Origin of the sequence: Seonamhaeicola maritimus, from assembly GCF_008056315.1 — a bacterium.
Lineage (GTDB): Bacteria > Bacteroidota > Bacteroidia > Flavobacteriales > Flavobacteriaceae > Seonamhaeicola > Seonamhaeicola maritimus.
The window spans coordinates 1,870,569-1,886,515 of the sequence record NZ_VRKQ01000008.1; the positions used below are offsets into that span (position 1 = coordinate 1,870,569).

A 15,947-nucleotide genomic window follows, 5' to 3' on the forward strand; every position below is an offset into this window, starting at 1 on the left:
CTTATTAAGGGCTTTTTTTTATTCTAATATTTGAGCAGCGTGATCTTTTGTTTTTACTTTATCAATGACCCGTTCTATAACACCTTCTTCATCTATTATAAATGTTTTTCTGTGTATCCCATCATAAGTTCTTCCCATAAATTTTTTTGGACCCCAAACTCCGAAACCATTAATAACAATCTTATCCTCATCTGCTAACAAAGGAAATTGAAAATTATGTTTATTCTTAAAATTTAATTGCCTTTTTGCCGAATCAGCACTTACTCCTAATAACTCATACCCTTGCTCTTGTAAGACTTCATAATTATCTCTTAAATTACAAGATTCAACTGTGCAACCCGGTGTACTAGCTTTTGGATAGAAGAAAACTATTAGCTTTTTTCCTTTAAAATCAGACAGTTTAACAGTATTTCCTTGTTCATCTAAAACTTCAAAATTTGGAGCCTTATCTCCCGCTTTTAGTGTGGTCATATTTTTTAACTTTGTTTATTGCAAAAATACAACCCTATGACCAAACAAGAAAGTGTAAACTTTGTAATTAATACGTTATACAAACTTTATCCTGAAATACCCATTCCGTTAGACCACAAAGACCCATATACACTACTTATTGCGGTACTTATGTCTGCTCAAAGCACCGATGTAAGAGTTAATAAAATAACACCTTTACTTTTTGAAAAAGCTGATAATCCGTACGATATGGCTAAACTTTCGGTAGAAGAAATCAGGGATATTATAAAACCTGTAGGTTTATCCCCTATGAAAAGCAAAGGTATACATGGGTTATCTAAAATCCTTATTGATAAATATAATGGTGAAGTACCACAAAGTTTTGAAGCCTTAGAAGCTTTACCTGCTGTAGGACACAAAACGGCCAGTGTAGTAATGTCTCAAGCTTTTGGAATTCCTGCATTTCCTGTAGACACACATATCCATAGATTAATGTATAGATGGAATTTGAGTAATGGAAAAAATGTAGTTCAAACTGAAAAAGACGCTAAACGACTATTCCCGAAAGAACTTTGGAATGATTTACATCTTCAAATTATCTGGTATGGCAGGGAATATTCTCCTGCCAGAGGTTGGAATCTAGACAAAGATATTATAACAAAAGCTATTGGTAGAAAATCTGTTTTGCAAGAATATTATATAAAGAAAAAGTCCTGATTTGCATCAGGACTTTTAATTTTAATTTAGAAGCGCTTCGAACTTCATTTTATTACAATTTATAACACTTAAAGCCTTAGAGTAATTCAGAAGAAAATTAACCGTTTCTTCTTTCGGTTCAAGTTCGTTTAAATTTTCAGTAAAATTTTTCTCAGTGTAAAGTTTTGCCATTATTATAATTTAAGGATTTATCTTAAATAGTAACGCAGCAAAAATTACATTATTGTATTAGTTGGTTAAAACAATATTATGTTTATCAATTATCTTACGTAAATTAATGAGTGCATAACGCATTCTTCCTAGTGCAGTATTGATGCTAACACCTGTTCTTTCTGATATTTCCTTAAAGCTCATGTCATTATACATGCGCATTAATAAAACCTCCTTTTGATCATCAGGAAGCTCATCTACCAACCTTCTAACATCATTTTCTACCTGTTCTTTAATTATTGTTTTTTCAGCATTTAAAGCCGAATCACTTAACACAGAAAAAATACTAAACTCACCTGTATTATCAAATTTTGGCATTCTATTGTTTTTTCTAAAGAAATCAATAACCAAATTATGAGCAATACGCATTACCCAAGGTAAAAACTTACCTTCTTCATTATAAGAACCCGCTTTTAAAGTTCTAATTACTTTTATAAATGTATCCTGAAAAATATCTTCTGCAATATCTCTATCGTAAACTTTAGAATAGACAAAACTGTAAATTTTCTGTTTATGTCTGTAGATTAATGTTTCTAAAGCGCTTTCGTCTCCTTTAATGTAACTACTAACAAGCGTTGCGTCTGAAATAAGTTTTTTTTGCATAATCATTACTTTTAATGCAAGAAGAGAGGGCTTCTTTGCTTGGGGTTAAATTTTTAAAAGTAATCTTACACTATAGGCGAAAGTTGATTTAATTAGACTGATTGATGTTTCAAATATAACAACAATCGTTCCTAAAACACAAAAAATAAACATATTTTTTCAATCTTTAATACATTTCATCGATACTTTATAAGTCCAAATACTTGTAGTATCTTTGCAGGGTTGTTTCCGTAAAAAGCCTATGAACACTAATATTTCAGAAGTAAATCCAAAAGAAAATATTATAATAAAAGGTGCTAAACTGCATAATTTAAAAGATATTGATGTTGTTATCCCTAGAAATCAATTAGTGGTTATTACTGGTTTATCTGGGTCTGGAAAATCTAGTTTAGCATTTGATACACTGTATGCTGAAGGACAAAGGCGTTATGTAGAAAGCTTATCAAGTTATGCACGTCAATTTTTAGGCAGACTTAATAAACCAAAAGTAGATTATATAAAAGGGATAGCGCCTGCTATTGCTATAGAACAAAAGGTTAATTCTACCAACCCCAGATCTACAGTAGGTACTACTACTGAAATCTACGACTATCTAAAACTTTTATTTGCCAGAATTGGCAAAACATATTCACCAGTTTCTGGCAATGAAGTAAAGAAGGACACTGTAACTGATGTTTTAGATTACTTAAAAACTTTTCCTGAAGGCGAAAAATTATTGCTCCTTGCCCCTATTTATTTAGAAGAAGGGAGAACAATGGCAGACAAACTAAAAGCTTTACAGCAACAAGGATATGCCAGAATTAAAGTTAAGAGCAATGTAGTAAGAATTGATGAAGCTCAAATTTCTGAAGGTGATCAGGTTCATTTAGTAGTTGATAGGGTTATCACAAAAAATGAAGAAGATTTTTATAACCGATTAGCAGATGCCGTTCAAACAGCCTTTTTTGAAGGTAAAGGAGAATGTGCTATTGAAACTCTAAAAGACAATAAGAATAGGGTTTTCAGTAATAGATTTGAATTAGATAATATCACCTTTTTAGAACCTAACGTTCATCTTTTTAGTTTTAACAACCCATATGGCGCCTGCCCAAAATGTGAAGGGTACGGAGACATTATTGGTATAGACGAAGATTTGGTAATACCAAATACTGGGCTTTCAGTTTATGAAAGCGCCATTTTTCCTTGGCGTGGTGAAAGTATGAGTTGGTATAAAGACCAATTAGTAAACAGCTCTCATAAATTTGATTTCCCAATACACAAACCTTATTTTGAACTAACTCAAGAACAAAAGCAATTAGTTTGGAATGGTAATGAGCACTTTGAAGGTTTAAACTCATTCTTTTCAGAATTAGAATCTAAAGCTTATAAGATTCAAAATAGAGTCATGTTATCTCGTTACCGCGGGAAAACAAAATGCAAAACTTGTAACGGTAAACGATTACGAGTAGAAGCTAATTATGTAAAAATAAATGGTGCCACCATTACAGATTTGGTTGAAATGCCTTTAAACAAACTAGCCAGTTTTTTTAAGCAACTAGAATTAAATGATAATGACACTAAAATTGCATCTAGATTATTAAAGGAAATTAATACTAGATTATCTTTTTTGGCTAATGTTGGTTTAGATTATTTAACCCTTAATAGGAAATCCAATACACTTTCGGGTGGGGAAAGTCAAAGAATTAATTTGGCAACATCATTGGGTAGCAGCTTAGTAGGATCAATGTATATTTTAGATGAGCCAAGTATTGGTTTGCACCCAAAAGACACAGAACGTCTTGTTTCCGTATTAAAATCTTTAAGAGATTTGGGCAATACCGTTATTGTAGTTGAACATGACGAAGACATTATGAAAGCTGCGGATAACATTATTGACATAGGCCCTGAGGCCGGAACTTTTGGAGGTCATGTTGTGGCCAAAGGAACCTACAAAGACATTCTAGCATCAGATTCTTTAACAGCTCAATACTTAAATGAATCTTTAAAAATTGAAGTTCCTAAAACTAGAAGAACCTCTAAGTATCATGTAGATATTATTGGAGCTAGAGAAAATAACTTGAAAAATATTGATGTTAGTTTTCCTTTAGGAATGTTAACCGTAGTTACAGGTGTTTCGGGTAGCGGAAAGAGCACACTTATCAAAAAGATTCTATATCCAGCATTACAGAAAAAACTAACTGACTTTAGTGATAGACCTGGACAATTCAGCACTTTAGAAGGTAACTTCAGTAATGTGAAGGCTATTGAGTTTGTAGACCAAAATCCTATTGGCAGATCATCACGATCTAACCCTGTAACATATATTAAAGCTTATGATGATATAAGGGCGCTGTATTCAAAACAAAAATTGAGTGCCATTAGAAATTATCAAGCAAAACATTTTTCGTTTAATGTTGATGGTGGAAGATGCGAAACCTGTAAAGGTGAAGGAGAAGTAACCATTGAAATGCAGTTTATGGCAGATGTTCATTTAGAGTGTGAAACTTGTAAAGGAAGACGCTTTAAAAAAGAGGTTCTTGAAGTAACTTTTGCCAATAAGAATATTGATGACATTTTAAATCTAACTATTGATGATGCTATTACCTTTTTTGATGCTCAGGAACAATCTAAGATCAAAAACAAGCTTCAGCCTTTACAAGATGTAGGTTTAGGTTATGTTACACTAGGACAAAGCTCATCTACACTCTCTGGCGGTGAAGCTCAAAGAATTAAACTAGCCTCATTTTTGGGCAAAGGAAATAATAAAGATAAGGCCTTATTTATTTTTGATGAACCTACTACCGGCTTACATTTTCATGATATTCAAAAATTACTAAAATCGTTTAATGCATTGATTAAAAACGGGCATTCTATTCTTGTAGTAGAACACAATTTAGAACTCATTAAATGTGCAGATTACATCATCGATTTAGGACCAGAAGGCGGTGAAAATGGCGGTAAATTAGTAGCAACCGGAACTCCAGAAGAAGTGGTTACTATTAAAACATCAGAAACTGGAAAATATTTAGTAGAAAAACTAAAATAGCTCCTAATACACTAAAAAGCCTACAGCAAATAAAATTGCAATAGCTATTGGCAATACAAAACTCAAGTATATGAATGAGATAATATTAGTTTTTATAAAACTAATTATCCATCCAGAGTTATAAAACCTTTTTATGGCAACAAATAAATAAAAGAATGTGGACATCAAAATTAAAAAGTCAATCCAATCTGGAATATCAACAATGTAATTTATAATCAGTATTAAGCTAAAAACAGTAAATAAAAAAGAGAAAAAGTAAAAACTAAATACTAAGTGATGGGAGTAAACACCTTTATTATGATAGAATAGTTTTAAAATTAGAGCAAAAATAGGCAGCAAAACAAATAACGCAATTGGTATAGTGTCATAAACTGCTTGCAGAACTTGTCCACCATTACGTTGCTTATGAAACTTTAAAGTTTGTGCATAGAGTTTTCGCTTTAAAAACCCCGCATCTTCATTCATACCCATAGCTTTATAAATCTGATTATCTGGCGCATCAGCTGTTATTAAAGAATCTACCTTTTTTGCATTATACCCAAAGTCTAATTGTAAGTCTGAATCTTTAGCAGTATTGGTCTTTATTAAGGAATCTATTACTTTCACCTGCTCTTTATCTATGCCTTTAATTCCCTTATCTCTCAATGGTTTCAGTACGCTATCTATTTTTATAGAATCTAAAACCTTAACAGCTTTAGTCTTTAAGCTATCGGTTATATGTGGTTTAATCTTAGCATTCTTTAAGGCGTTATCAATGTTTTGAACATTACTTCTAACAACCAGTACAGACATTAAAAAGAAGAAAATAACAGATATAAAAAGGTACAGTTGAGCGGGGTGTAAATAGAGCAAACGCTTGCCTTCAATAAACTTTCTTGCCAAATAACCAGGTTTAAACATTAAGGGCAAAAAGCTCTTAAAAAAGCGTGCATCAAAGGAAAAATAATTACTTATCGTATTGTAAAATAAAACACCAACAGTAAGATCGTCTTTTGCTTGTTGACCGCAATGTGGACAAAACTTATAATCTTGATCAAATTCCTGTTCGCAATTTTTACAAGTTTCTGTTGAACTTTCCATTAATATGATTGGTTTATATAAAAATAACAAAAAGATTTAAAACTATTGAAACTAAATATTATTGAATATCAACCACTTAAAGTTTTGGCATACATATTGAAACGGTCAATACATAGCGTAAGCCGAAAAGCTAAAGAGTAGGCATTATTTTAAATCCTAGAACTATGAAAAGATTATTACTATTATTCATTAGTTTACTAATGAGTTCAGCAACAATAACTGCGTCAGAATTTCATTCTGATAAAAAGGGAAAACATTTAGTAAAAAACAAGCGCTATCGCCATGCACAACCTATTATGTTTGTTGAACGAGGTGTAGAGTTTTTAGTATTTCCTGACGGAAGTTTCGATTTTAATACAAACGTAAATAATATTCAAAATTATGACTATAATAAACGTTTAAGAGGAAGCAACATTAATTTAAACCATAGAGGCTCTTACGAATACAATAGATATACTAAAAACAGAAAAAGAAGTGTCTCAATTTCTCATGACAGAAATGGTAAAGTAAGGCGAATTGGATCGGTGTATTTAAACTATGATCGCTATGGGAAAATTAAACGTGTTGGCAATGTTTATATGGAATATAACAGAGGAAATAGAAGTTTAAAACAAGTTGGCGGTTTACATGTAAACTATAATAACTGGGGCGAAATAGTTAGAACTAGAGGAAGTGTAAACGGATACGATGATTATTGTAATCAATGTGGAATTTATTCATGTGATATGAATCATTCTTATACAAAGAAAAAACACCGTCATAATAATTACTACGATGACTGGGATGATGATTACAACAATTATTACTACAAAAAAAACGGTAAAGTGAAAAAACACTCAAAACGTAAATAATAATTAATAAAAAAGGCACCAATTTGGTGCCTTTTCAAACTAATTAAATATACATGGTTATTTAACAAATTTTAAAGAACCATATGCTGTTGATAAAATATATAAACCAGATTTTAAAGTTTCAACACTAATTTGATTTGAAATTTCACCTTCTAATACCTCTTGACCCATTAAGTTGTAAATTGAATAACCGCCAACTAACCTATCTCTCATTACAACAGTATTTCTATCTGAACTGTAGTAGGCTTTTAAACTCTTCTTGTTAAATTCTGATGTAGATAATATTGCATCAACTTCCGCTTGACTTCTTACATAAACTAAAGTTGGATCACTTGCTCCTGTACCTCCATAAATAGTACTTCCACCATCCGGAGTATATGCTAAATAAGTTAAAATACGATAAGTTAAATTGGCATCTGCAGAGTTTAGAACAATGTCATTAGGAATAGTTATGCTAGCTGTACTTACACCACCAGTACCAGCTCCAGGATATTGATAAGCTGTATTAGCAACTGTTTCGTTTGCCCACGTTCCTGTTGAAGGGTCAACATCTGCAAAAGCTTCATCTTGTAGTCCTGCTAGAATAAAATTAAAAACGTCATTTACCCCACCTGTTGAGCCCATTGTATAAGTCATTTCAATAGAAACAACATCACCTGGCTTAAAAGTTACAGCTTCTTCACCGTTAATTTGATAATCTGACTTGTTCGTCCAGTCAAAAGTTGGTTCCACTCTCTGAGCAAAAGAAATTGACATCAATAATAAAGATAATACTAAAGTAATTTTTTTCATATTTACAATATTTTAGTTAATTAATTACAGCAATAATAATTAAACCCTCAGTTTTTTAAAGAATTACAAACTTGACAATAACTTGACAAATTGAAAAATACTGATTGTACTTAAGATATAATCCTATAAAAAGGATAATTACTTTATAATCTCTAAAGGATTTGTGCTTTTCCATTTCCCTCTGGTGAAATCAGGAAATGACTGAGGTGAACCTCCTTGATTTACAGACCTTTCACTTAAAGGACTAACAGCACTCCAAAAACAACCTTCATAAACATTTTGATCTAAAGGCTTTCCGTTTCTTAAGCATTCAATAATTCTATAAAGCATCATAAAATCCATCCCACCATGACCTCCCATTTTTTTAGATATTGCTCCTAGCCTCTTATATAAAGGATGCTCATACTTTTCATAAATACTAGCCAAGGCATCTCCTTGTACCCAACTATGATGATTTTCAGAAACTCCTTCTACACCACCTTCAAGAGCTATTCTTGTTGGAAAACCAGCCAAAGCACCTTTGGTTCCTTGAATTAAATTATGACGCGAATATGGCCTAGGACTTGTTTCATCCCATTGAATCATAATAGTGCGCCCTAAATTTGTTTTAATGATAGAAGTATTCAAATCGCCCCCTTTATAATCTAAAGCATTCCATTTGTGATTTTTATCGAAATTTTTTGAGGCATAATCTTTTCTACCTAATGCTGGAGTAGAAAATGACACCAAACTATTAAAATTATCTTCTCCTCTGGCCAAATTCATGTATTGAGCCACTGGCCCTAATCCATGAGTTGGGTATAAATTCCCATTTCTTTTGGCATAATGATGAGTTCTCCAAGAACCAGTACCCCTCTCTTCCTGCCGCATTTGCGTTCTTAATTCATGTATATAGGAAGCCTCGCCATGTAAAAGCTCTCCAATCACACCCTGCCTACACATATTTAAATATAGCAGTTCCTCTCTTCCGTAGTTTACATTTTCCATCATCATACAATGCTTTTGGGTTTGCTCTGAAGTAAAAACAATATCCCACATTTCTTCTAAAGTAACAGCTATAGGAACTTCAACAAAAGCATGAGCCCCCTTTTTCATTGATTCTATAGCCATAATAGCATGATTATTCCAATTAGTTGAAATAAATACTGCATCTGGCTTAACCTCTTCTAGCATCAATCTCCATGAATCTTCAGCACCATGATAGAGTGAAATATTATTATGTCTTTTCCCTTTCCCTATTTCAACACACTTTTCAGCAGAGTGCTTTGTTAAATCTTCATACAAATCACTTATGGCTACAATTTCAGTTCCTTCTATTGAAGCTAACCTAGAAGTGTGGCCAGATCCTCTAGAACCAACCCCTATCATTGCAATTCTTACTACATCCATTTTAGGTGCAGTAAAATCTCCCATATATTGATTATTGTTTTCTAATACAAACTCATTTTTAGAGTAAGAATTCAATATGCCACCTAAACTTAATGCAACACCCGTTAATGATGTTTTTTTTATAAAACTTCTTCTATTTAGGTTTTTCATTGACATGGTTTTTAGTAATTAATAAAATTTTCTAATGGTGTTTTAAACTTAATCAAATTTTACATGAAACGCTAAGATATTTTTTTGGCACGCTGTTTGGTATTATTGAAGTGTATTCACATTTAAACTTTATAATTATGAAAAAATTAATATTTATAATTGCAGGCCTAATCCTTACAGGATTCACTGTTAACGCATCTACAACCAATTCAAATAACTTATATGCCAATAGTTATATAGGTGGTTATAGTAATTCTTTCATTTTTGTAGAAAATGGTATTGAGTTTTCCGTTTTTAGAGATGGCCAATTCGATTTTAATATTTTAAGAGGTAATTCTCGTTTAAATGTTTCCATTGGTTCACCTCATGTAAACGTTAGTTTCAATTCAGGATATAATTATAACGCATATGTTCAATATGACGAATATGGTGCCATAATTCAAATTGAGAATACTCCAATTTACTATGACTATTATGGGCGCATTATTCAAGCTGGAAATGTGAATATTAATTACAATAACTATGGTTATATAAATAGAGTTGGCGGATTATACGTTCATTATAACAGGTATAACGTATATTCTCATTTTACTGGTTACATTAACATTTACAATAGAAGTTATGTTTACAGACCTTGGCATAGATACTACGCTATTCCATCATATAGACATTGTGTTGTATATAGTCGTCCTTACAGACAATATTATAGACCTGTAAGATATGTGTACTCTAGACCATTTTATAATAATCATAGACCAGTATCATCTATTTATAGTAGACGAGGTAGTAATGTTGTTAGAAATAGAAGTTATGCAACTGTAAATAGAAGCTCAAGAAATGTTACTAGAGTTAATAGAAATGCTAATACTAGAAGAGATTTAGCCAAGGCTAGTTCATCAAGGCATTCTACTTCTAATAATAGAACAAGTGTAGCTAATAGAAATTCTAGAAATAGCAAATCTGAATCTGCTAGACGTAATACAACAACAAGAAATAATAATAGTATATCAAGATCAAGTGGCAGAACGAATTCTCAAATAAATAATACTAAACGAACGAGGGAAAGCGTTAGTAGAACAACAAGGCCATCAACAAGTAATAATAGGTCTTCAAATACTATAACAAGAAATAGAAGTTATTCTACAACAAAAAAACCAGAAAGCTCTAAGTCTCGTAATTATAGTAGTAACAGTTCTAGAAGAACGCCACAAGTAACAAACAGATCTTCAAAAAGTATAACAAGATCTAGTCAGAAAGCAACTTCTAGACCTAGTATACAAAGAAAATCTAGTTCACCGCAAAGATCAACGGTGTCTAGATCAACAAAAAGCAATAACTCTAGAGCAACTCAAAGTAAAAGTAGAAGTTCCTCTATTAACAATACAAGATCTATATCTAGACGAAGATAGATTTTAACCGTTTTGGTTGGTTAGTTGGAAAGCCCTGCGATAAGTTTGCCTCAAAGCAAAATCGTGGGGTTTTCTCTTTTTATCTTCTTCCCTTTAAAGTTTTATTGATGATTGCTGATATATCTTCGGAGAAATTGAATTTATAAATTATTAGAGTATAAATCAAACTAACTATAATTGACTTTAAAGCAATATTAATTATTGGATGAAAAGAAAAATCCCAGAAATAAAAGAGTAAAACCGTTGCTATAACAAGCATACCTACTTTTAGAGTATTTTTGGTGAATGGTAGGATTTTGAAATATTTATGCACAAAATATAACTTGCCCGTATTATAAAAGAATATAGCTAAAAAAGTAGCCAAAGCAGCACCGTGAATACCAAATAACGGAATAAATATCACATTTAAAACTATCATTAAAATAACCAGAAACACGCCTAGTGTAAGCACGATACGATAATAATCGCTGTTGAACAAAATAGCATTATTACTACCTAAAATAGAATCATATAGTTTTGCAACACTAATCATTAGAACTACATATAACCCCACACTAAACTCTTTATCAATAAGAAAATATAATTGATTGATATTTAATACAATTAATAAAAAAATTAATCCACTTATCACAAAAAGATTGAGCGAGCTCTTTTTATACAAACCTTCTAATGAATCAAAATCTTTATCGTTTAGAAATTTAGCTGTTAAAGGCATTAAAATTTGATGCATGGACCTCTGTGGAACAGCAATAACAGTAGCAATAAAGATTGCTACATTATAATAGGCAATTTGTTCTATTGGAATATACTTCCCTAACATAACCTTATCGACATCTAGCAAAACAGTGGCTACGGAACCTGCAATTATTATTAATGCGGAATACTTTATAATACTCTTTAAATTGCTAATTCTTTTAAAAGTTATTACTGGTAGCTTAATTGTGAAAGCAAACACTTTCATAACAAAAGTTCTTAAAAGATAAACACTAACCAAACCTATCATAAACTGTTCAACGTCAATAACATTAAAATGAAGCATAAATAGTAAAATCATAGTGCCTACTCTATGAAAAACCTCTTTCATGAAATTTCCGAAAACAGTCCTCATTTGTACTTTTGCCCAAGCAAAAAACACCTCAAAATAGGCTAATGCAACAGCTATAACAACCGTATGCCAAACATAATTTTTAATAATAGCGTTTTCTGTTGAAAGGAATTCACCAATATTTTCATAACACACATACCCAATAAAACTTAAAGGAATAACAATAGCTAATGGCAACAAAACCATTAATGTTAGAAAACTATTTAGAGAAACTCTAGTTTTAAAGGAAGAATAAAACTTAACCAATGTATTATGCACGCCAAAAGCCATTAAAGGCATCATTACATAAGCTGCAGACAACATAAAACCTACCATTCCGTAGTATTCATCACTTAGAAATTCGGTATACAAAAATAACGTGTTTATAGCCCCTATTAAAAACCCCAAATACGTTGAGATGACATTTTTAAAAGATTGTGAAGCTACAATTCCCATTATATTAATTTAGAAAGTGATTTGGTTAATTCTTTTCTACTGTACTTTTGAAGGCCAATTGGATATGATTTTAATGAACCATTTTTATAAGCTTTATAATGACTTAATATAGTAGTTTTTAGGGAATCATAATTTTCATAATTAAAATAACTTCCTGTGTTAGTTTCTTTAATGATTTTTTCTACATCAGAGTCTTTTGGGCCAATTGCAACAATTGGTCTTTCTGAGACCATATATTCAAAAAGTTTACCTGGAATAATACATTTAGTCTCTTCGGAATCAATTTCAATTAACAACAGTGTTTGTGATTTTTTCTGAAACTTAACTGACTCTTTGTGTGAGACATAACCCATATTACTTGTGTAATCACTTAAACAGTATTTTTTAATTGATATTATCACTTCATCACTAACAGCACCAATGAAATTCAGTCGAAAATCACTAGAGAAACCTGATTCTTCATGAATCAAATCATGTAAAACCTGCCATAAAATTTCAGGATTCCTTTTTGATAATAAAGACCCTATATGGGCCAATGAAAACTTAGTATCTAACTCAACTAGCTTAACCGATTCACAATCATAACCATTCGTAATAACCTCTATTGGTTTATTGGTAATTTCAGAAAACTCATTTTTAGTAACAAAACTGGTGACTATAACCTGGTCAGCATTATTTAAAACACTTTTTTCTAAAAAAAGGTGCTTTTTGCGTGAAAGTCTAGTCAGTTTTAATTTTTTATGATACCCAATAGTTGTCCATGGATCCCTGAAATCGGCAATCCACCTCACCCCTAGGTTATCTTTAAGGTGCATGCCAATTAAATGCAAACTATGTGGTGGACCTGTGGTAATTATAGTTTCAATATTCTCTTTTGAAATAAAACTAGAAAGATACTCCACAGAAGGAGATACCCAATTTTTTCTAGCATCTGGAATAAAGAAATTACCCCTTACATAAAGCATAATTTTCTCTACTAAACTCTGATTTTTGATTTCAGAAATAATCCCTTTACTAATAGTTTTGGACTTCTTTCTTGATAAAAACCTAGCGAGTTTATATGGTTCTTTAATAGGAAGTCTTAAAATTTTAGTATCATCTGAAACTTCATTTACCAAGCTTTCATCTCTTAAGGCATAGTTTGGGTTCTCTGGTATAAAAACTATTGGTTCAACATCAAACTGCGGTAAATATTTTACAAATTTAAGCCAACGTTGTACACCAGGACCACCTGCTGGAGGCCAATAATAAGTTATTATGAGTGCTTTTTTACGCACTTTCTTTTTGTTTTTTCTTATACCCAAAGAATAATCCGCCCAAAAGAAGTAGCCCTAATAATATTGAACTTCCTAAAGCAATGCTGCTTCCTGTTTTCACAACATCTGGATCAAACCAAAACTCAATAACATGCTTTCCTTCGGGGATTTTCATTCCACGCAAGGTGTAGTTTACTCGCATATGACTAGCTCCCTCTCCATCTATGTAGGTTTTCCAACCATTACCATAATATATCTCTGAAAAGACAGCAAACCCCTCGTTAGGGTTATTAGATTCATATTTTAAGTAATTCGGTCTAAATTCTTCTAAAGTAATAGATGCTAATGAATCTAGTTCAAAACTTCTTCCTCGTTCATTTTTGAGAAGCCCTTCTGTTCTTGCGTATATTGCAATCCGCTTATTGTCTAAGCTATCTAGAAGTTTTATTTCTTCATTTGCTGATTCTACAACTCTAAGTTTTTCAACAAACCAAGCATTCCCATTGGCATCTTCATTCTTGTAAGGAAAAACCCCTTCTTCATTTTGGGCTATTAAATACCTAGTATTTAGCATGTTCAAAACATTGAGATTATTCTTGGCTACATAAAAATCAAATACTTCTCTATATCGCTTTAATTCGGCCGCGTTATAACCATTTAAAGAATTATGATAATAAGATGCTTTTGTTGGTTCTGAAGCTCCAGCAATATCGAAAACTCTAAAATGACCTGTATCACTCAGTATTTCCTTATCTGCATTATTAGCCGTAAATGGTTTATTTACTTTTATAGAAGATACAAAATCATCATTATTAACATACCGTCTATCAACCCCTATCAAATCAAATAGAATAAGTGCTCCAAAAGCAATTAATAGCCATTTTTCTTTAAGTTTTTCTTTTAAAAACAAAAAAACCACTCCAGCCGAAAGCAGGACTAATATTAAAGTTCTAAGCGTGTCTTCAGTAAATACAGTTTTTCTGTCATCTTTTATAGCACTAATAAAGTCTGGGCCATAGTTCTGAACATAAAAACCATCACTAGCTCCAGAAAAATCAAATAAGGAGTTTTTAAACAATAAAAAAATTAAGGCCAATCCTCCAGTAATAATTGTGGTATTTTTTAGTGCTTTTAATTTTTCTTCCTTCTTTTCAAAATCATTTAACAATCGTACTAATGCAAAAATAGCTAACGTTGGAATGCACAACTCTAAAATAACCTGAATAGAGCTAACCGCTCTAAACTTGTTATATAACGGCACATAATCAATAAAGAAATCTGTTAAAAAACTTAGGTTCTTACCATATGATAGTAATAATGACATAATAGTTCCTCCAACAAGCCACCATTTCAACCTTCCTTTAACTAAAAATAAAGCCAAAACAAACAAGAAGAGAACCACAGCACCTATATAAGCTGGCGCTTCTACAATAGGTTGTTTACCCCAATACATTGGGGCGTGCTCAGAGGCTTCCAATGCCTGAGCATGTGACGCTCCAAGTTTTCTGTAAGCATCATAGGTGTTAGAATCTTTACCAACATTTTCTGAGTTACCGCCTCCCATAAACCTTGGAATGAATAAATTAAAAGTTTCAACCAATCCATAGCTAAATTGGGTGATATAATCTCTATCCAATCCTGATGTTACTTCTTTAGGAGAACCATCTGCATTTATAGTTAATTCACTTTTACCACGGGTACTTTCTTTAACATATTCTTGAGTAGCTAAAACACCAGTAGCATTAAGACCAATAGACAAAACAACCGCCAATAACAGAATTCCAACCGATTTAAAATAATGAGGAAGCAACTTCTTTTTGAAAGCATCTATTAAATAAACAATACCTAAAACAATGACTAACAGCAATAAATAATAAGTCATTTGAAAGTGATTAGAAACAATTTCTAATCCCATGGCCACAGTTGTCAAAAGAAAACCTGCTATATATTTTCGTTGAAAAGTGAGCAAAATTCCACTTAAAACTAACGGCATATAGGCAATAGCATGCGCTTTACTATTATGGCCAACACCTAAAATAATAATTAAATAGGTTGAAAAGCCAAAAGCTAAAGCACCTATAGCAGCTAGTTTAAAATCTACCTTTAAAACCAAAAGCAAAATGTAGAAACTTAATAAATACAGAAACAGATAATCTGCAGGTCTGGGTAAAAACCGAAGTGATAAATCTAATTTCTTAATATAGTTATGTGGATACTTAGCTCCTAACTGGTACGTAGGCATACCTCCAAAAGCACTGTTAGTCCAGTAGGTTTCTTCTCCTGTTTGAGTTCTAAAGTCCGTTTGTTGTTTTGACATCCCTATATACTGTTTGATGTCATTCTGGAAAATGGCATTTCCTTGTAAAACAGGGCTGAAGTAAGCTAATGATACAACTACAAACCCCACTAAAACTAATACGTGCGGCAGAAACTTTTTAAATGAAAATTGCATGAAAGTGCTTTAAAAAACAATGA

At 31.9% G+C, this 15,947-nt stretch carries 12 protein-coding genes; 4 read left to right on the plus strand and 8 right to left on the minus strand.

Annotation, left to right across the window (positions count from 1 at the left end):
- Nucleotides 1-18 precede the first annotated feature (18 nt).
- Nucleotides 19-471, minus strand: coding sequence for a thioredoxin-dependent thiol peroxidase (bcp, locus tag FUA22_RS07850; RefSeq protein WP_147767340.1), 453 nt, complete (start codon nucleotides 469-471; stop codon nucleotides 19-21).
- Nucleotides 472-507: 36 nt separating this feature from the next.
- Here bcp and FUA22_RS07855 point away from each other — a divergent pair, with 36 nt between their 5' ends.
- Nucleotides 508-1,167, plus strand: coding sequence for an endonuclease III domain-containing protein (locus FUA22_RS07855; protein ID WP_147767341.1), 660 nt, complete (start codon nucleotides 508-510; stop codon nucleotides 1,165-1,167).
- A 228-nt stretch (nucleotides 1,168-1,395) separates the two neighbouring features.
- On the opposite strand, the gene FUA22_RS07860 is transcribed toward FUA22_RS07855, so the two are convergent.
- Nucleotides 1,396-1,980: an RNA polymerase sigma factor gene (locus FUA22_RS07860; protein WP_147767342.1), complete on the minus strand. Its 585-nt coding sequence runs from the start codon at nucleotides 1,978-1,980 to the stop codon at nucleotides 1,396-1,398.
- A 241-nt stretch (nucleotides 1,981-2,221) separates the two neighbouring features.
- Between FUA22_RS07860 and uvrA the strand changes: the two genes are divergently transcribed.
- The gene (gene uvrA / locus FUA22_RS07865; protein WP_147767343.1) at nucleotides 2,222-5,005 is read left to right on the plus strand and encodes an excinuclease ABC subunit UvrA; all 2,784 of its coding nucleotides are present in this window, start codon (nucleotides 2,222-2,224) and stop codon (nucleotides 5,003-5,005) included.
- A 3-nt stretch (nucleotides 5,006-5,008) separates the two neighbouring features.
- On the opposite strand, the gene FUA22_RS07870 is transcribed toward uvrA, so the two are convergent.
- The gene (locus FUA22_RS07870; protein ID WP_147767344.1) at nucleotides 5,009-6,085 is read right to left on the minus strand and encodes a DUF3667 domain-containing protein; all 1,077 of its coding nucleotides are present in this window, start codon (nucleotides 6,083-6,085) and stop codon (nucleotides 5,009-5,011) included.
- A gap of 164 nt (nucleotides 6,086-6,249) precedes the next feature.
- Between FUA22_RS07870 and FUA22_RS07875 the strand changes: the two genes are divergently transcribed.
- A complete protein-coding gene (locus tag FUA22_RS07875; protein ID WP_147767345.1) occupies nucleotides 6,250-6,936 on the plus strand; it encodes a hypothetical protein in 687 nt (228 codons plus the stop codon).
- Nucleotides 6,937-6,993: 57 nt separating this feature from the next.
- Here FUA22_RS07875 and FUA22_RS07880 read toward each other — a convergent pair whose 3' ends face one another.
- Complete coding sequence (locus FUA22_RS07880; protein ID WP_147767346.1) at nucleotides 6,994-7,728, minus strand: hypothetical protein; 735 nt, start codon at nucleotides 7,726-7,728, stop codon at nucleotides 6,994-6,996.
- Nucleotides 7,729-7,866: 138 nt separating this feature from the next.
- A complete protein-coding gene (locus FUA22_RS07885; RefSeq protein WP_147767347.1) occupies nucleotides 7,867-9,267 on the minus strand; it encodes a Gfo/Idh/MocA family protein in 1,401 nt (466 codons plus the stop codon).
- A 137-nt stretch (nucleotides 9,268-9,404) separates the two neighbouring features.
- On the opposite strand from FUA22_RS07885, the gene FUA22_RS07890 reads away from it, so the two are divergent.
- Complete coding sequence (locus FUA22_RS07890) at nucleotides 9,405-10,676, plus strand: DUF3300 domain-containing protein (RefSeq protein WP_147767348.1); 1,272 nt, start codon at nucleotides 9,405-9,407, stop codon at nucleotides 10,674-10,676.
- Between the two features lie 79 nt (nucleotides 10,677-10,755).
- Here FUA22_RS07890 and FUA22_RS07895 read toward each other — a convergent pair whose 3' ends face one another.
- From FUA22_RS07895 to FUA22_RS07905, 3 genes are read right to left on the minus strand one after another with little or no spacing between them, the layout of a single operon-like run.
- Nucleotides 10,756-12,216: an oligosaccharide flippase family protein gene (locus tag FUA22_RS07895; RefSeq protein ID WP_147767349.1), complete on the minus strand. Its 1,461-nt coding sequence runs from the start codon at nucleotides 12,214-12,216 to the stop codon at nucleotides 10,756-10,758.
- On the minus strand, nucleotides 12,216-13,493 hold the full coding sequence (locus FUA22_RS07900) for a glycosyltransferase family 4 protein (RefSeq protein WP_170309870.1): 1,278 nt from the start codon (nucleotides 13,491-13,493) through the stop codon (nucleotides 12,216-12,218). The genes FUA22_RS07895 and FUA22_RS07900 overlap by 1 nt, the downstream gene beginning before the upstream one ends.
- A complete protein-coding gene (locus FUA22_RS07905; RefSeq protein ID WP_147767350.1) occupies nucleotides 13,486-15,924 on the minus strand; it encodes a YfhO family protein in 2,439 nt (812 codons plus the stop codon). The genes FUA22_RS07900 and FUA22_RS07905 overlap by 8 nt, the downstream gene beginning before the upstream one ends.
- Nucleotides 15,925-15,947: the final 23 nt, after the last annotated feature.